This is a genomic window from Micromonospora chalcea (assembly GCF_002926165.1).
Taxonomy (GTDB): Bacteria; Actinomycetota; Actinomycetes; order Mycobacteriales; family Micromonosporaceae; genus Micromonospora; species Micromonospora chalcea.
This window is the reverse complement of the sequence record NZ_MAGP01000132.1, coordinates 133,617-148,461: the sequence shown is the minus strand read 5'-3', so window position 1 is coordinate 148,461 and position 14,845 is coordinate 133,617. Positions and strand designations below refer to the sequence as shown.

At 69.4% G+C, this 14,845-nt stretch carries 16 protein-coding genes; 8 read left to right on the top strand and 8 right to left on the bottom strand.

Features of this window, described 5'->3' with window-relative positions:
* Window positions 1-257, top strand: a 257-nt coding sequence (locus BAW75_RS22135; RefSeq protein WP_208635289.1) for an L-serine ammonia-lyase, iron-sulfur-dependent, subunit alpha, incomplete at its 5' end; no start/stop codon positions are given.
* A 39-nt stretch (window positions 258-296) separates the two neighbouring features.
* On the opposite strand, the gene BAW75_RS22130 is transcribed toward BAW75_RS22135, so the two are convergent.
* The 8 genes from BAW75_RS22130 to BAW75_RS22095 all read right to left on the bottom strand — a co-directional run bounded on the left by BAW75_RS22130 (window position 297) and on the right by BAW75_RS22095 (window position 8,718).
* Window positions 297-1,682 (bottom strand): FAD/NAD(P)-dependent oxidoreductase, encoded by a 1,386-nt coding sequence (locus tag BAW75_RS22130; protein WP_104114769.1) that lies wholly within the window; start codon window positions 1,680-1,682, stop codon window positions 297-299.
* Window positions 1,679-1,933 (bottom strand): (2Fe-2S)-binding protein, encoded by a 255-nt coding sequence (locus BAW75_RS22125; protein ID WP_104114768.1) that lies wholly within the window; start codon window positions 1,931-1,933, stop codon window positions 1,679-1,681. The genes BAW75_RS22130 and BAW75_RS22125 overlap by 4 nt, the downstream gene beginning before the upstream one ends.
* A complete protein-coding gene (locus tag BAW75_RS22120; RefSeq protein WP_104114767.1) occupies window positions 1,920-3,089 on the bottom strand; it encodes an NAD(P)/FAD-dependent oxidoreductase in 1,170 nt (389 codons plus the stop codon). The genes BAW75_RS22125 and BAW75_RS22120 overlap by 14 nt, the downstream gene beginning before the upstream one ends.
* On the bottom strand, window positions 3,065-4,480 hold the full coding sequence (locus BAW75_RS22115) for an aminopeptidase P family protein (RefSeq protein WP_104114766.1): 1,416 nt from the start codon (window positions 4,478-4,480) through the stop codon (window positions 3,065-3,067). Before BAW75_RS22115 ends, BAW75_RS22120 begins: the two co-directional genes overlap by 25 nt.
* Entirely contained in the window at window positions 4,477-5,883 is a 1,407-nt protein-coding gene (locus BAW75_RS22110; protein WP_104114765.1) for an aldehyde dehydrogenase family protein, read from the bottom strand. The genes BAW75_RS22115 and BAW75_RS22110 overlap by 4 nt, the downstream gene beginning before the upstream one ends.
* Window positions 5,880-6,881, bottom strand: a complete 1,002-nt coding sequence (locus BAW75_RS22105; protein WP_104114764.1) for a proline racemase family protein — start codon at window positions 6,879-6,881, stop codon at window positions 5,880-5,882. The genes BAW75_RS22110 and BAW75_RS22105 overlap by 4 nt, the downstream gene beginning before the upstream one ends.
* Complete coding sequence (locus BAW75_RS22100; RefSeq protein ID WP_104114763.1) at window positions 6,881-7,771, bottom strand: dihydrodipicolinate synthase family protein; 891 nt, start codon at window positions 7,769-7,771, stop codon at window positions 6,881-6,883. The genes BAW75_RS22105 and BAW75_RS22100 overlap by 1 nt, the downstream gene beginning before the upstream one ends.
* A gap of 239 nt (window positions 7,772-8,010) precedes the next feature.
* Window positions 8,011-8,718: a GntR family transcriptional regulator gene (locus BAW75_RS22095; RefSeq protein ID WP_083664649.1), complete on the bottom strand. Its 708-nt coding sequence runs from the start codon at window positions 8,716-8,718 to the stop codon at window positions 8,011-8,013.
* Window positions 8,719-9,296: 578 nt separating this feature from the next.
* Between BAW75_RS22095 and BAW75_RS22090 the strand changes: the two genes are divergently transcribed.
* From BAW75_RS22090 to BAW75_RS22060, 7 genes are all read left to right on the top strand, one after another.
* A complete protein-coding gene (locus BAW75_RS22090; protein ID WP_104114762.1) occupies window positions 9,297-10,505 on the top strand; it encodes a helix-turn-helix domain-containing protein in 1,209 nt (402 codons plus the stop codon).
* Between the two features lie 177 nt (window positions 10,506-10,682).
* Complete coding sequence (locus tag BAW75_RS33345) at window positions 10,683-11,021, top strand: hypothetical protein (protein WP_104114761.1); 339 nt, start codon at window positions 10,683-10,685, stop codon at window positions 11,019-11,021.
* Window positions 11,018-11,344 (top strand): hypothetical protein, encoded by a 327-nt coding sequence (locus BAW75_RS33340; protein WP_104114760.1) that lies wholly within the window; start codon window positions 11,018-11,020, stop codon window positions 11,342-11,344. The genes BAW75_RS33345 and BAW75_RS33340 overlap by 4 nt, the downstream gene beginning before the upstream one ends.
* A 417-nt stretch (window positions 11,345-11,761) precedes the next feature.
* On the top strand, window positions 11,762-12,379 hold the full coding sequence (locus tag BAW75_RS22075) for a SipW-dependent-type signal peptide-containing protein (RefSeq protein WP_043325414.1): 618 nt from the start codon (window positions 11,762-11,764) through the stop codon (window positions 12,377-12,379).
* On the top strand, window positions 12,380-13,021 hold the full coding sequence (locus BAW75_RS22070; RefSeq protein WP_104114759.1) for a SipW-dependent-type signal peptide-containing protein: 642 nt from the start codon (window positions 12,380-12,382) through the stop codon (window positions 13,019-13,021).
* An 11-nt stretch (window positions 13,022-13,032) separates the two neighbouring features.
* The gene (locus tag BAW75_RS32640) at window positions 13,033-14,325 is read left to right on the top strand and encodes a signal peptidase I (protein ID WP_104114758.1); all 1,293 of its coding nucleotides are present in this window, start codon (window positions 13,033-13,035) and stop codon (window positions 14,323-14,325) included.
* A gap of 101 nt (window positions 14,326-14,426) precedes the next feature.
* Window positions 14,427-14,810 (top strand): hypothetical protein, encoded by a 384-nt coding sequence (locus tag BAW75_RS22060; protein ID WP_043325412.1) that lies wholly within the window; start codon window positions 14,427-14,429, stop codon window positions 14,808-14,810.
* Window positions 14,811-14,845: the final 35 nt, after the last annotated feature.

The following is a 14,845-nucleotide window of genomic DNA, read 5'->3' as shown; positions in this document are numbered from 1 at the left end:
AGATCGGCATGGAGCACAACCTGGGGCTGACCTGCGATCCGGTGGGTGGCCTGGTGCAGATTCCGTGCATCGAGCGCAACGCGGTGGCGAGCATCAAGGCGATCACCGCGGCCCGGCTGGCGTTGCGGGGCGACGGGGTGCACCACGTGTCGCTGGACAAGGTCATCAAGACCATGCGGGAGACCGGCGCGGACATGAAGGTCAAGTACAAGGAGACCGCGCGGGGCGGCCTCGCCGTCAACGTCATCGAATGCTGAGGGCACCTCCGCGCCGGCCGTGATTCGCCGTGCGCGAGATCAGTCGTCGCCGGCGAGGTCGGCAAGCGTGATCGGCTGCATCAGCGTACGAGACGCATGTCCCTGAAGATCCACCGAACTCACCGGCCGTCCCGCTTCTCGGGCGGTGAGGCATGCTGTGGCGTAACCACATGTTCGCCCCTGGCACCAGCCCATGCCAGCGCGGGTCAACAGCTTCGTGCCCCGGGCATCGCCCGCGGACAGTTCACGCACCGCCTGCCGAACAGCGCCTGCCGACACCTCCTCGCACCGACAGACGAGCGTCTGGTCGTCACACAGGTCGGGCCAGAACGCCGGCACGGGATGAACCGCGTGCAGAGCCGCCGCGAAACGACGCAGTCGACGCCGGATCCGTAGCAGCCGGCTGCGCTCACCCGCACGCAGCGGCTCCGCACGACCGAGAGACCGGGCGATCGCGTCCCCGGCGAGGTGCCCTTCCACGAGCGCCAGCTTCGCCCCGCCGACGCCGGTCACCTCGCCCGCTGCATACACGCCCGGTACCGAGGTCGCTTGATCCGGCCCGATCCTCACCACGAGACTGCCGTCGCGGTCCATGAATGTCTCGCATCCCAGGGCGACAGCCACCTCCACCTGCGGGGTGAAACCGAAGCCGACGGCGAGACCGTCGCAGCCGACGTGTCTCTCGCTGCCGGGCACCACCGAGCCCAGCGGGCTGATCGCCGCCACCGTCACCCCGGTCAGCTGCTCGTCGCCGTGCGCGGCCACCACAGCCGTACGCCGCCGATACGGCACCCGACGGCGCAGCATGCGCCAGCCGTACCGGCCTGCCTCGGTCGACTTGCTCGCTGCGCCGAGAACCGCACCGACATGCCGTGCGTACCGGACAGGGTCGTTCGCCTCGTACACGCCGACCACCGTGGCGCCGGCGTCGGCCAAGCCGGTCGCGACCGGCAACAGAAACGGTCCGGTACCCCCGACGACGACGCGTCGCGCGAACACCACCCCTTGACCCTTCAGCAGGGCCTGAGCTCCACCTGCGGTGACCACTCCCGGCAGATCCCAACCTGGAAAAGGGACAACCCGGTCATGAGCTCCGGTGGCGATGACGAGTCGCCGGCCGTACACGACGGTGGAGTGCGTGTGGACGGCGAACTGCGGACCGACGTCGTCCGGGCGAGACTCGACGAACCACAGTGCCGCGTCGGGGTGGTGATGGAGCTGGTCGAACCGTGCGCGCAGACCGGCGAAGACCGCCCAGTCCGTGTGGCTGTGGGCATCCGCTCCGGATCGGTGCCGCCAGTACTGTCCGCCGGGACGCGGCCCGGCATCCAGGACGGCCACCCGGCAGCCGGCGTCGGCCGCCGTGACCGCCGCGGCCAGACCGGCCGGTCCTGCACCGATCACCACCAGGTCGTACGTGCTCATGTCCTCTCCCGCCGCTCGTCCTGAGGTTCGATCACGTCACCGCTGCGGGCGACCACCAGACAGGCCCGCTGCGACGGCACACCGTTGACCGTGACGAGACAGTCGAAGCACACGCCGATGCCGCAGAAGACCCCCCGGGGTCGCCCTTCGACGCGTGTGCTCCGCCAGGATCGGATCCCGGCGGCCAGAAGAGCCGCGGCTACGCTCTGCCGCCCGTCGTGAGGGATCGAGCGGCCGTCAAAGATGAACATGGTGACGCTCCGGTGCGAACGGTCGTAGATCTACATGCGGGCGGCGGTCGGTCAGCAGTGCCGCGATGGCGTGCCCGGTCGCCGGGGCGAGGCCGATACCGGCGCCCTCGTGGCCGGTGGCATGGTAGAGCCCCGGCACGTTCTTGTCCGCGCCGATGATCGGCAGGTGGTCCGGACTGTACGGCCGGAAACCCCGGTAGGCGCGGATCGCGGAGACGCCGGCCAGGATCGGGAACAGGCGTATCGCAGCCGCTGCGAGCCCTCTGAGCGCCGGCAGAGACATGGCCGGGTCGAAGCCGACATGCTCCCGGCTGGACCCGATCAGGATCGTGCCGGCGCGAGTCCCCTCCACCACCGGGGAGATCTCCAGCCCAGCGGTGCTGCGCTCGACGTTCGCAACGTAGCCGGCGGCGTAGACCTTGTGCCGCACGAGCTCTGGCAGCGGCTGGGTGACCAGGACGAAGCCACGTCGAGGCAGGATCGGCAGTTCGACGCCCGCCAACGCGGCGACTCTGCCAGCCCATACGCCGGCGGCGTTCACCACCCTGCTCGTTGGCAGCAGGCCATGATCAGTCCGCACAGCTCGAATCCCCCCGGTGCCGTCCCGGAGCAGGCCGACGACGCAGGTGCCGGTCAGTACCGTTGCCCGGGCCGCACGGAGCAGGTGTGCGGCGGCGAGCATGGGCTGGACCTGCATGTCCTGGGGATAGTGCACCGCACCGACGAGATGGGGGGACAGGTGCGGCTCGTAGCCGGGCAACTCATGCGAGGCGACGGCGTGCGCCTCGACGCCCGCAGCACGCTGGCGGTCCGCGAACGCCGCCAGCGTGTCGTGCTCTGTCGCCGAGGCCGCCACCACCAGTCCGCCCTTACGCTCCAGTTCGATCTGCGCATCGCCCACCGTCTCGCCCAGTTCGCGCCACAGCGCGACGGAATGAAGCGCCAGGCTGAGTTCCGGTCCGGGTGATTTGTCGGACAGGAGGATGTTGCCTTCGCCGGCCCCGGTGGTGCCGGACGCGACGCCCGCCCGGTCCACCACTGTCACCGTCAGGCCGGCCCGGGCGGCGTAGTAGGCGCAGGCGGCACCGGTCATCCCGGCGCCTATCACCACCACGTCGGCGCCGGCGTCGATCACGACGACACCCGGTGCATCCATGCCTCGATCTCGTCGGGACGTCGAGGTAGCCCGGAGGAGAGGACTCGACAGCCGTTGTCGGTGACGAGAACGTCCTCCTCGATCCGAATCCCGATTCCGCGCAGCTCAGCCGGAACCAACTCGTCGTCAGGCTGGAAGTAGAGGCCGGGCTCGACAGTGAGAACCTGGCCGGCAGCCAGCCGTCCGTGCAGGTAGCTGTCAGCGCGGGCAGCCGCGCAGTCGTGGACGTCCAGACCGAGCATGTGGCCTGATCCACACAGCGTCCACCGCCGGTAGAGCCCGGACTCCTCGGTCAAGGCGCGTTCCGGCGACACAGGCAGCACGCCCAGGTCGGCGAGGCCGTACGCCAGCACGGTCATCGCCGCCTGATGGAACGCACGCCAGTCGGCGCCCGGCTTGAGGCAGTCCAGAGCTGCGTCGTTCGCCTTCAGGCACAACTCGTAAAGATCGCGTTGCAGCGGACTGAACCGGCCGGACACCGGTAGAACACGAGTGATGTCTGCCGTGTAGAGCGACCTCGTCTCGGCACCGGCGTCGAGCAGCAGCAGGTCCCCGTCGCGGACCGCGCCGTCGTTGTCGATCCAGTGCAAGGTGGCGGCGTGCGCACCGGCGGCCACGATCGAGTGGTATCCGACGTCGTTGCCCTCCAGGCGGGCTCGCTGCCAGAACACCCCCTCCAGGTAACGCTCGGACGTACGCTTCGCCATCGGCAAGGCACGCACCATGTCCTCGAAACCGCGGGTGGTGATGGCTACCGCCTCTTCCAGCTGGCCGATCTCCCAGTCGTCCTTGACCAGCCGCATCTCATCCAGTACCGCGGCGAACTCCAGGTCGCCCGGCCCCGCGGCGTCGGCCGTCAGCCCATCCACGTGTACGTCGACTCCACGCAGCACGCGGGTCGGAACGCTCCGCCCGGACAGAACCGATTCCAGCTCGGCCAGATGACGGGTCGTCACAGCCAGCCGCCGACGGCTCTCTCCCAAGGTGGGCCGGCGTCCGGCCCACAGTTCCCCGTACATCCGGTCACGGAAGAACTCGGGCGTGCTCCGGTCGGATCGGGGGCGAAGATAGAGCATCTCCTCGCCGTCCGGCTCGATGACCAGGACCCCGTCTGAGGACTGGTCGCCGGTCAGCCAGACATAGGCAGAATGCGGGCGGAACCGATAGTGCTGGTCGTTGGAACGCCTCTTGAAGCTTCCGGCCGGGACGACGAGCCGTTCCCCGGAGAAACGGCCGTGCAGCTGTCTCCGGCGTGCCGCGGCCCAGCCGGCGACCTCGTCGACCTGTGTGACGTACTGCTCGCTGTCCGCCCACCCGGAGAGCATGAACTTCTCCAGCGCTGGGCTGACCGGCAGATCATGACTACCGGTGTGCAGGTCGACCCGTTTCATGCAGCCTCCTCGGCGGGGTTGGGTGGGGGAGTGCAGAGGGTGATGGTGCGCAACGAGGTGTAGAAGTCCAGTGCGGCTGTGCCCTGTTCTCGAGGGCCCTGGCTGGACGCCTTCTCACCGCCGAACGGCGCATGGAAATCGACTCCGGTAGTGGGCGTGTTAACCCGGATGAGACCGGTGTCGACGGCCCGGACCACCTCGAACAACCGGCCGATGTCGCGGCCGTGGACGGACGTCACCAGCCCGTACCGAACATGGTTGACCAGAGCGGCCGCGGCGGGCAGGTCCGGCACGGTGAAGATGCTGGCCAGCGGGCCGAACGTCTCCTCGCACGCGACCGGATGGCCGGGGTCGACCGAATCGAGCAGCACCGGCGCCACATAGAGGCCGTCACCCGGGGACGTGAGACGGGTGAGAACCCGGCCTCCTGCCGCGCGGGCTGCCGCGACGCCGTCGAGAACTCGACGGCGCGCGGCGTCGGTGATGACGGGACCGACTGCGACGCCGGCATCGGCCGGGTCGCCGACGCGTAGCCCCGCCACCGCGGCCACCAGGGCTTCGGTGAGCGCGGTGGCATCGCCCACCACGATGATCCGCCGGGTCGCGGTGCACTTCTGGCCCGCATATCCCATGGTGGCACCTGCCAGCATCGTGGCAGTGGTGGCCGGGTCGGCGTCCGGCAGCACGACCGCGGCGTTCTGTCCGCCCATCTCCGCCTGCACCGGCAGCCCGGCGCGAACGGCGGCGGCGGCGACACCCCTGCCGACCGTCGCGGAGCCGGTGAAGGACACTACGTCAGCCGCTTCGACGACGGCCTGTCCGGTGTCCGCACCTCCCGGCACGACATGGAGCAGATCGTCGGGCAGCAGCCCGTCGAACAGGCCCGCCACCAACTCGCCGCAAGCCAGCGCCTCGGGTGACGGCTTGAGCAGCACTCCGTTACCGGTGGCGAGGGCCGGTGCGGCCTTCCACAGGGGGATGGCCAGTGGAAAGTTCCACGGCGTGATCAGACCAGCCACGCCCCGCGGCCGACGTTCGGTGAACAGCAGTCCCGGCTGATTCGCCGGCAGCGTCGGCGCCAGCAGGTCGCCGATCGCCGCGAAGCAGGACTGTGCGTAGTAGTCGAGGATCGCAGCGGCCCGGCTGACCTCGGCGTTCGCCTCCACGACCGGCTTGCCCACCTCACGGACGATCAGGGCAGCCGCTTCACCGGCCCGGGCCCGCAGCCGGTCCGCCGCCCCGCTCAGGGCGGCGGCGCGGCCGGAGGGATCCCGACGGCGCCAGGCGTCCTGCGCGACACGGACCGAATCGGCGAGCTTCCGCACACGATCAGGAGTGACCGGGGCACGCTCCGCGACGACATCGTCCGGCTTCTGAGGAGAACGGCTCTGAATGAGACTCACAACATGAATCCCGCCGGGAAAGGGTCCTCGGGGTCGAGGAAGAACTGGGCGGTACCGGTAAGCCACGCCCGCCCGGTAACTGTCGGCACCACCGCGGGCCGACCGGCGACGGTGGTCGTATCGACCAGCCGACCGGAGAACCGGCTGCCGATGATGGACTCGTTGACGAATTCCTGTCCGAGGGGGAGCAACCCGCGGGCGTGCAGCTGCGCCATCCTCGCCGACGTGCCGGTGCCGCAAGGGGATCGGTCGAACCAGCCGGGATGGATGGCCATGGCGTGGCGTGACAACCGGGCGGTCGCCCCTTCCGCGGCCAGGTAGACATGGTGGCATCCGGAGATGTGCGGCTGTTCGGGGTGCACGGGCCGGGCGGTGTCGTTCACGCCTCTCATGACACTGAGGCCCACCTCCAGCAGCCGTTGTTTGTCCGTGCGATCCAGTCGCAGGCCCAGCTCCGGCAGGTCGACGATCGCATAGAAGTTGCCGCCGAACGCGAGGTCGTAACGGACGTGGCCGTAGCCGGGGACGTCGACCAGCGCGTCCTGTTCCACCAGGAAGGAAGGAACGTTCTGGATGGTGACAGCGGTGGCGCGGCCCTGCTCGACCTTGACAGACGCCACCACCAGTCCGGCCGGCGTATCGAGGCGGATCGTGGTCACCGGCTCGGTGACCGGCACCATCCCGGTCTCCGCCAGTACGGTAGCCACACCGATCGCACCGTGTCCGCACATCGGCAGGCACCCCGACACCTCGATGAAGACCACACCGACATCGGCGTCCGGGCGGGTGGGCGGCTGGAGGATCGCACCCGACATGGCGGAGTGCCCGCGCGGCTCGTACATCAGAAACGTGCGCAGGTCATCGCGGTGGTTCGTCAGGTACTCCCGACGTTGCGCCATGGTGTCGCCCGGCAGGAGCGGCGCGCCTCCGGTCACCACCCGGGTGGGCATTCCCTCCGTGTGGGAGTCGACGACGTGAATGAGGCGGCTACTGCGCATCAGCGGTGCCCTGCCGCGAGCAGCCGTTCGGTCGTGGTTCGGATGACCGCGGCGTCGGTGGAGGCCAGTGGCTGGCGCGGCTGGCGCGTGAAGCCGCCGGGACGACCGACTACATCCATGGAAAGCTTGATCGCCTGAACGAACTCAGTGCGCGAATCCCAACGGAGCAGCGGATGCAGTGCCCGGTAGAGGAGGACTGCCGTCCTGAGATCACCCGCCGTCGCGGCCTCGTAAAGGCGAACGCAGCTTGCCGGAATGGCGTTCTGGTAACCGCCAATCCATCCCACTGCGCCCGCGATCAGGAATTCGAGCGCGACGTCGTCCGCGCCGGCGAGGATGTCGAGACCAGGCGCCGTCTCGGCGATCTGGTACGCCCGGCGGGCGTCGCCGCTGAACTCCTTGACCGCGACGATCAAATTTTCGTCGTGTAGACGCCGCAGCAGGTCGGGTGTCAGGTCCACCCTCGTGTCCATCGGATTGTTGTAGGCGACGATCGGTAGACCTGCCTTCGCCACCTCGCGGTAGTGGGCCAGCACTGCTGCCTCGTCAGCGCGGTACGCCGTCGGTGGCAGCAACATGACGGCCGGGCAGCCTTCCTCCGCAGCCTGCTCGGCCCAGCGCCGTGCCTCGTCGGCACCGTAGGCCGAGACGCCTGGTATGACGGCGAACCCATCAGGGGCGGCTTGCACCGCCGTTCGCACCACCGAAGCCCGTTCCTCGCTGCTGAGCGCCTGGTATTCACCGAGGGAACCGTTGGGGACAACGCCATGACAGCCGTTGTCAGCGAGCCACCCGACATGTGCAGCGTAAGCACCGAAATCGATGCCCTGGTCGGCGTGGAACGGTAGAGCGGTCGCTACGAGAACCCCACGCCACGGCGCCATTTCCATGCGGCCTCCATCAGTAATATGTTACATAGCACCATAGTGGCTGCGCCCGCCCCGTCAAGAGGTGAATCGGCCCGGCCCTGGCGCGTTCGAGGTCAGTCGATGACGTGCTGAGGGCGTGACCGCATGCGATGACGGGCCGGCCGCTGCCGGCGAGCACAGTAGGTGTGGCCCCGAGGCGCCATGCTGGCGGCCGGGGGCGGCAGCCAGCATGGCGGACGTGCTAACAGAGCACGGTGGCCCTAGTCTTCACGACGGGCCGCCCAGATGCCCCGGACGTGCCGCAAGTGGTGTCGCATCAGGCCGACCACGGCCTCACGGTCACCCCCGGCGATGAGCTCGATCAACTCGAGATGCTCGTTCGCGGAGTCGACCAGACCTCCACTCTCCACCAGTGCGTCGAGACCGTACAAACGGGTGTGATTGCGCAGGTCGGCAACCGTCTCGACCAGCCGTTGATTCCCGGCGGCACGCAACAGTGTCAGGTGGAAGGCGTTGTCCGATTCGATGTACGCCACCAGGTCCCCACGTCCGGCAGCAGAAACGATGTTGTCCGCCAACCTCCGCAGTTCCCGCACCTGCGGTTCCGACAGTCTGCCCGTCTGGTCGGCCACCACCGGAATCTCGAGAAGCTCCCGAATCTGAGTGATCTCGTCCAGATCCCGCTCGCTGAGGGCCTTGACGCGGAATCCCTTGTTCTTGACGATCGAGACCAAGCCCTCCTTGGCCAGGTCGAGGATCGCTTCGCGAACCGGCGTGGGCGAGACGCCGAAGCGTCCGGCCAGCATCGGGACGGAGTACGTCGAATCCGGCCTCAAGCTGCCAGCCACGATAGCCGCGCGCAGGGCGTGCGCTACGTCCTCGCGTAGGCTCTGCCGACTCTGAAGCGGGTTCAGGTCCAGCGTCGATGCGGCAGCGCTCGCATCGCCAGCCCGCTGGTTGCCTTTCACAGTTGCATCCGCTCCGGTCCCGTCGAGCCAACCCTGAGAACAAGCCGCCCGGGGCCCGCCCTTCATCCCTGCTGACGGCGCCCCTGTCTCTGAGCGCCACCGTCAACTACCGCGCCGATCTCGGAGCCTACCCAGTGGGTATCGCCTCGACATCTACCGGGCGACAGCCGGTGGGTCGCAGCCTGTTATACGCGACGGCGTAGCCGGATCGATCAGCTCGCCGGAGGACCTTTGTCGTAGTCGAGGCGTTGTTGGGGCGATTGGCGGCGGGATGACGCGGGCGGGTTTCGGCGCTGGAGGAAGTACCGTTCGCCGGGCCCGGGGCACACCCGGGGCACAAGACGGCGTGAAGCCTCGCCGACCAGCGACCAACGATGTGAGGCCGCGACGTGGCGCGGCCAGCGCGTCGAGCAGACCAGCGCAGGTGAAGTGGACGTACGTCTAGGTGGAGCCATCACGAGGGCTCCGGGCAGCGTGCCGGTGTGTTCGGGGTTATGCGGCCGCACGCAGCTCGGTAGCGTTGGTGCCACGGCGGCTAAGCGGCCGGTGGCGCATCCCGCGCTATGAGGAGGTTCGGGATGGATTCCTTGCCGGAGTTGACCGGGCAGCGGTTGAAGGTCTACCGGGAGCGGTCCGGGAAGACTCGCGCGGTGCTGGGTGGGCTGGTGGGTCGCAGTGCCGAGTGGGTCAAGGCGGTGGAGACCGATCGGATTCTGCCGCCGCGCATTCACATGCTGGATCGCATCGCGCGTGCGCTCAAGGTCGACGTGTCTGCCCTGGCCGGCGAGTTGAGCGACCGGTCGGCTGTGGTGAACGGTCCGGAGCATCCGGCGCTGGCGTCGGTGCGGGACGCCGTGAACCGTGTCGTGCTCGCCGACGATGCTGAGCCGGAGTCGTTGGCCGGTTTGCGTGAGCGGCTTGCGGTGGCGTGGCGGGCGCGTCATCAGGCGTCGGATCACCGGACGGTGCTCGGTGGGCTGCTGCCGAGACTTCTGTACGACGTGCAGCGGGCCGCGTTGGTGTACGAGGGCGTTGAGCGTCGGCAGGCGCAGTCGCTGTTGGCGGAGACGTTCGGTTTGACGCAGATGTTCCTCGCGTACCAGCCGGCTGCCGAGTTGTTGTGGCGGGTCGCGGACCGGGCGATGGTGGCGGCGCAGGACTCCGGTGACCCGGAGGCGGTGGCCCTCGCGGCATGGTTCCTGTGTCAGGTGCATCGGGACGCCGGGGACTGGGACACGGCCATGGCGGTAACGCACGATGTCCTGTCGGCTCTGGAGCCGAGGGCGGCCGACGCGGGCACGAATCTGCTGGCGTTGTGGGGTGCGCTCAACTTCGAGGCCGCGTACACCGCCGCGCGTGCCGGCGAGGAGGGCCGGGCCTGGCGGTACTGGGATCGTGCAAACCTGGTGGCGCAGCGTCTGCCGGAAGTTTTCTATCAGCCGCAGACGTCGTTCTCCCGGGTCGTCATGGGCGCCCACGCGGTGACAGTGGCCGTGGAGTTGCAGAAGTCCGGTGAGGCGGTGCGGCAGGCGCGCCGCCACGACTCGGCGGCCATCCCGTCGAGACCGCGCCGGGCACGCCATCTCATCGAGGTGGCGCGGGCGCACTACGGCAAGGACGACAAGGAAGCGGCCGTGACGACGCTGCGGCAGGCGTACGAGTCGGCCCCGGAGACGATCCGCTTCAACGGGTACGCCCGCCAGATCACGTTGGACCTGCTCGACGGCCCACGCTCCACCCGTGATGACGCCCGTGACCTCGCGGTCAAGGTCGGGTTGCTCTCGTGATCCAGGGGTAGGAACCCTACCCATTTCGCTCCGCGACCGACCGTAGCGTCCTGCTCACGGGATGCGGCGGGCGGTGCGGGTATCGCCTGGTCGCCGCGTCCCCCTCAGATTCGGGGGCAGGAGACCGCCCTCGTTCGTGAGCGAGGGAGGGTCCGTGCGGCGCGTCTCGTATGACGAATACCTTTCTGCCACCGCGCTGACTCTTGCTCGCAGGCACCGGCCGGTGTGGTCGTGGCGGCTCTGGCGGCGCATCTGCCGCTGTGGGTCCGACCTGCCCTGCCGCGCCCGGCACCGGATACCGATCAATCGGGGCCACTGGCCACAGGAGGGCGAGCAGTGACCGGCGGGCAGGAACAGGCGATCCTCGCGGTACACATTCCAGGGCTCGACGGCATGTGTGCCGGGTGCCGGGCGTGGTGGGCGCGGCTGACTCCGTACCCCTGTTGGCAGGTGGAATGGGCGACCAGCCGGCAGGCGCGGGCGATCACGGCGCGCTTCCTGGAGGGTGTGCGGTGACGACCCACGGACCGGTCATGCCGGTCTGGAGCTGCGGCGGCTGCGACCTGCCCTGGCCCTGCCCAACCCGGAAGCGGGAGTTGTGCGCGGAGTATTCGGGCGCTCCGGTGTCGCTGGCACTCTACCTTGGTGCCTACCTCGTCCAGGCCACCGAGGACATGCCCTGGACGCCGGCCGGCGTGCTGCACCGTCGCTTCCTCGGCTGGACCAGGGAAAGCGGCCACCTCACGCCGGTAGTGCAGCAGGGAGGTGCAGCAACCGTGCCAGCCGAACCCGGTCGAGACGAGCCCTCACCAGGCCCCCTGACCTCGCGTCGAGCCTGATCCGGCCGGCCTTTCGCCCGCCGCCGACAGTTCACACCGAAGAGGGCACCGCGCCCGCCCGGAACTCCGAATCGAACTAGCGTCTCGGCTCAGCCATGAACCTCTATCCCTCAAGCTCTGGCCTCCACGCTACGAGGGGAACCGCAATGAGGTTCCGCCCGGAAGGCGGGGGCCAGGTGCGGCGCCGCGCACCGGGCCAACATGGCCCGGTTCGCCAGGTGATTTGGGCGCTTTCGCCCGCCTTGTCTGGTTTGAGATCTATCGTGTCCCTTGCGTGACAGCCCAGCCGGGTCATCCCGTTCGCACGGCGGTTCCACGACGGCACCAGCCGGCCGGACCGCCACCGCACGGCTGTCACCGGCCCCAGGCCAGCCCACAGCGTCGCACGAGGAGGACACGTTGTTTGGATCGACAAGATTGACATCGGGCGGATCGAGCAGCCCGGGAAGGCGTCGCAAGCTCAAGGCCGTCCTGGCCGGAGGGCTCGCCCTCGGCGTCGGCGCGACGATCTCCCTCGCCGCCTGGAACGACTCGGAGTACGCCACGGGGACGTTCACCGCCGGCTCCTTCAGCATCGAGGGCAGCACGGACGACACCACCTACGCGGAGCACTCCACGTCCGGCACGGCGGCGGCGCTGGCCTTCAGCACCGGCTTCGACAACATCAGCCCCGGCGACGTGGTCGCGGCACCGTTCGCCGTCCGCCTGACCGCAGCCACCACGTATGACGCGACCGTCACGGTGGCCTCGGCCACTCCCGACCTGCCCGCCTTCACCGGGCTCACCTACGGGATCGCGACCGTGCCGACCTTCGCGGACTGCAGCGCGACCCCCACGAGCCCGACCTGGATCGTGGCGCAGGGCACGGCGCTCGACTCGGTGGCCGGCGCGGTGCCGTTCAACCTGACGCAGGGCACTCCTCCCACGACGCCTGGCGCTCCGGCGTACCTGTGCTTCGTCGTGACGGCGGACGCCGCTCTGGTGCAGGGCTCGTCGGTCACGGAGACCTGGCAGCTCCTCGCCGAGTCCGTGTAGGTGGCAGCCGTGGTCAACCGCCGGGTGCCGGCCGGATCACCACGGCTCCTCCGGACCCGTGCCGTACTCGCTGCCGCCCTCGTCCTCGGCGTGGGCACGACGTCCACGCTCGCGGCGTGGACCGACAGCGGGTACGGCACCGGGTCGTTCACCGCAAGCGTCTTCGGTACCGAGTCGCAGACCGCGTCCAGTGCCTGGGCAAGCCACACTCCGGTGGGAAACGCCGCGACACTGGCGTTCAACGCGACCGCGATGTCCCCCACGGACTCGTCGTACGCCTGGATCGACATCCGCACGACCACGATGACGAATGTCGACGGTACGGTCGCGCTGACGAGCTCCTCGGACAGCTCCGGGGCCCTGCTTCCGGTGCTCGAATACCGCGCGGTACGCACCCCGGACACCGGTAGCGCCTGTTCCGCCACCGCCTTCACCGGTTCGCCGACGTGGATCGCCGGCCCCGGCTACCTGGACGTCACCTCGGTTCCCGGCTCACCGGTGTCGTCCGTCCTCACCACTCCCGACGGCGCGACGCCAGAGGTGCGGTTCTGCTTCGAGGTGCGGATCGAGGCCGGCGCAGACAACTCGTACCAGGGCACGAGCGCCACCGTCACCTGGGAATTCACCGCCACATCTACGTAAGGGTCCTGCACATGATGAGACGAGCACGTCGAGGGCGAGGCGTCATCGCCCGCGTCGGAGACCTGGCGCTGACCCTGCTCGCCGTCGGCGGGACGGTGTGCGTCGTCCTCGTTGCGCTGGCGTTCTTCTTCGACATCTCACTCATCCTGTTCAAGACCGGATCGATGAGCCCGACCATTCCCGCCGGGTCGCTGGCGGTGGTGCGTGAGATCCCCGCGTCCGAGGTCGAGGTGGGCGACGTGGTCACCGTCGACCGCACGCCGCTTCCACCGATCACCCACCGGGTCGTTCAGATCGCCGACGGTGGCGGGCCCACCCGCCTGCTCACCCTGCGCGGGGACGCGAACGACTCCAACGACTCCGCGCCGTACGCGGTGACCCGCGTACGGCTCGTCACCTGGTCGGTGCCCGGGCTCGGGTACACGGTGCGGGCCGTGTCGAACCCGTACGCGACCAGTGCGATCACGGTCGGGACCGCCGTGATCGTCACCTGGGCGTTCTGGCCGCGCGCCACGGAACCGCCGACCCGGCGGCGTACGGCGTGGCGCCGACGGCGAACAGGCCCTCCGACGCCTGACGAGGCGGGAACAGGTCCCGAGGCCGGCGCCCCGCCGGGCCGGACAGCGGCGCACGTCGAATCGACCGCCCGGCGGTTGTTCGTCATGGTGGCCGTGCTGCCGGGCGTCGCCGCCGCGGTCCTGGCCACGCCCGGTCAGGCACGGGCAGAACCGACTGAGGACGTCATCCGGGGCAGGTACCTCACCCTGATATCGATCCGCGACGAGGCCCGCATGACATCGATGACACCGAAGGAGCCGGTGCCGTGGCAGGTGGGCGTCACCGCGCACGCCCCGCACCCGGGCACGGTGACAATCACGCTGTCGGCGCTGGGCCCGCTCGTGGTCTCGCCGAACGGACTCCAGGTCATGGCCGCCGTCTGCGCCATCCGCTGGGTGAACGGCGCCTGTCCCGGCGGGCGGGGAGAGCAGGTTCTCGCCGAGGGCCCCGCCACCAGACTGGCCGAACGCCCGGTCCCCATCAGCACGATGCGCTCCGACGAACAGCGTTGGGTACTCGTCACCGCGAGCCTGCTCCCGAACTCCACGGCCGCGGGCTCGGCCGACCTGATCCTCACGGCGACCGGGCTCGGCGACAAGGCGGCGACAGGCGGCAAGGTCGACACGCTGCCACGCACCGGCACCGACCTGCGGACGCCGATGCTCGCCGGTGCGGGCGCCCTGCTCGTCGGCCTGCTGCTCGTGCGCACCACGCGCAGGAACCGGATCAGGCAGGAACAGCCGTGAGGCGCGTAGGGATCCCCGCTACGCCGAGCTGGCGACATAAGAGCCGCGCCCGGCGACGCCGGCTCGCGGGTGTCCTCGCCCTCTCGCTCTGGATTCATGTCATGGCGCTCGCACCTGCCCAGTCGACGCTGGCCGCCTGGAACGACACCGAGTACGGCAGCACTGCCCTCGCCGCCGGCACGGTCGACCCACCGACCGACCTGGCGTGCACGGCGGGCCAGCTCACCCCGCCCACCTTCACCTGGAACCTGCCCGCCGGTGGCCTGGCCCGCAGTGGCTTCACCTGGTCCCTGAGCGACGGCTTCTCCGGAGGCGGCACTCTCGGCCCCAACGACACCTCGATCGTCGTTCCCGGCGCGCTGCTGGCTGTCGGCACCGGCACCTTCACCCTGTACGCGAACGGCCCTGGCGGCTGGACGTCGGCGCCGGTCACCGGTTCGCTCGGCATGCTGACGGATGAGCTCTACTTCTGCAGCGTCCCTTAGTGGTGGACGTAGGCAGGGGGAGCCGATCCGCAGTC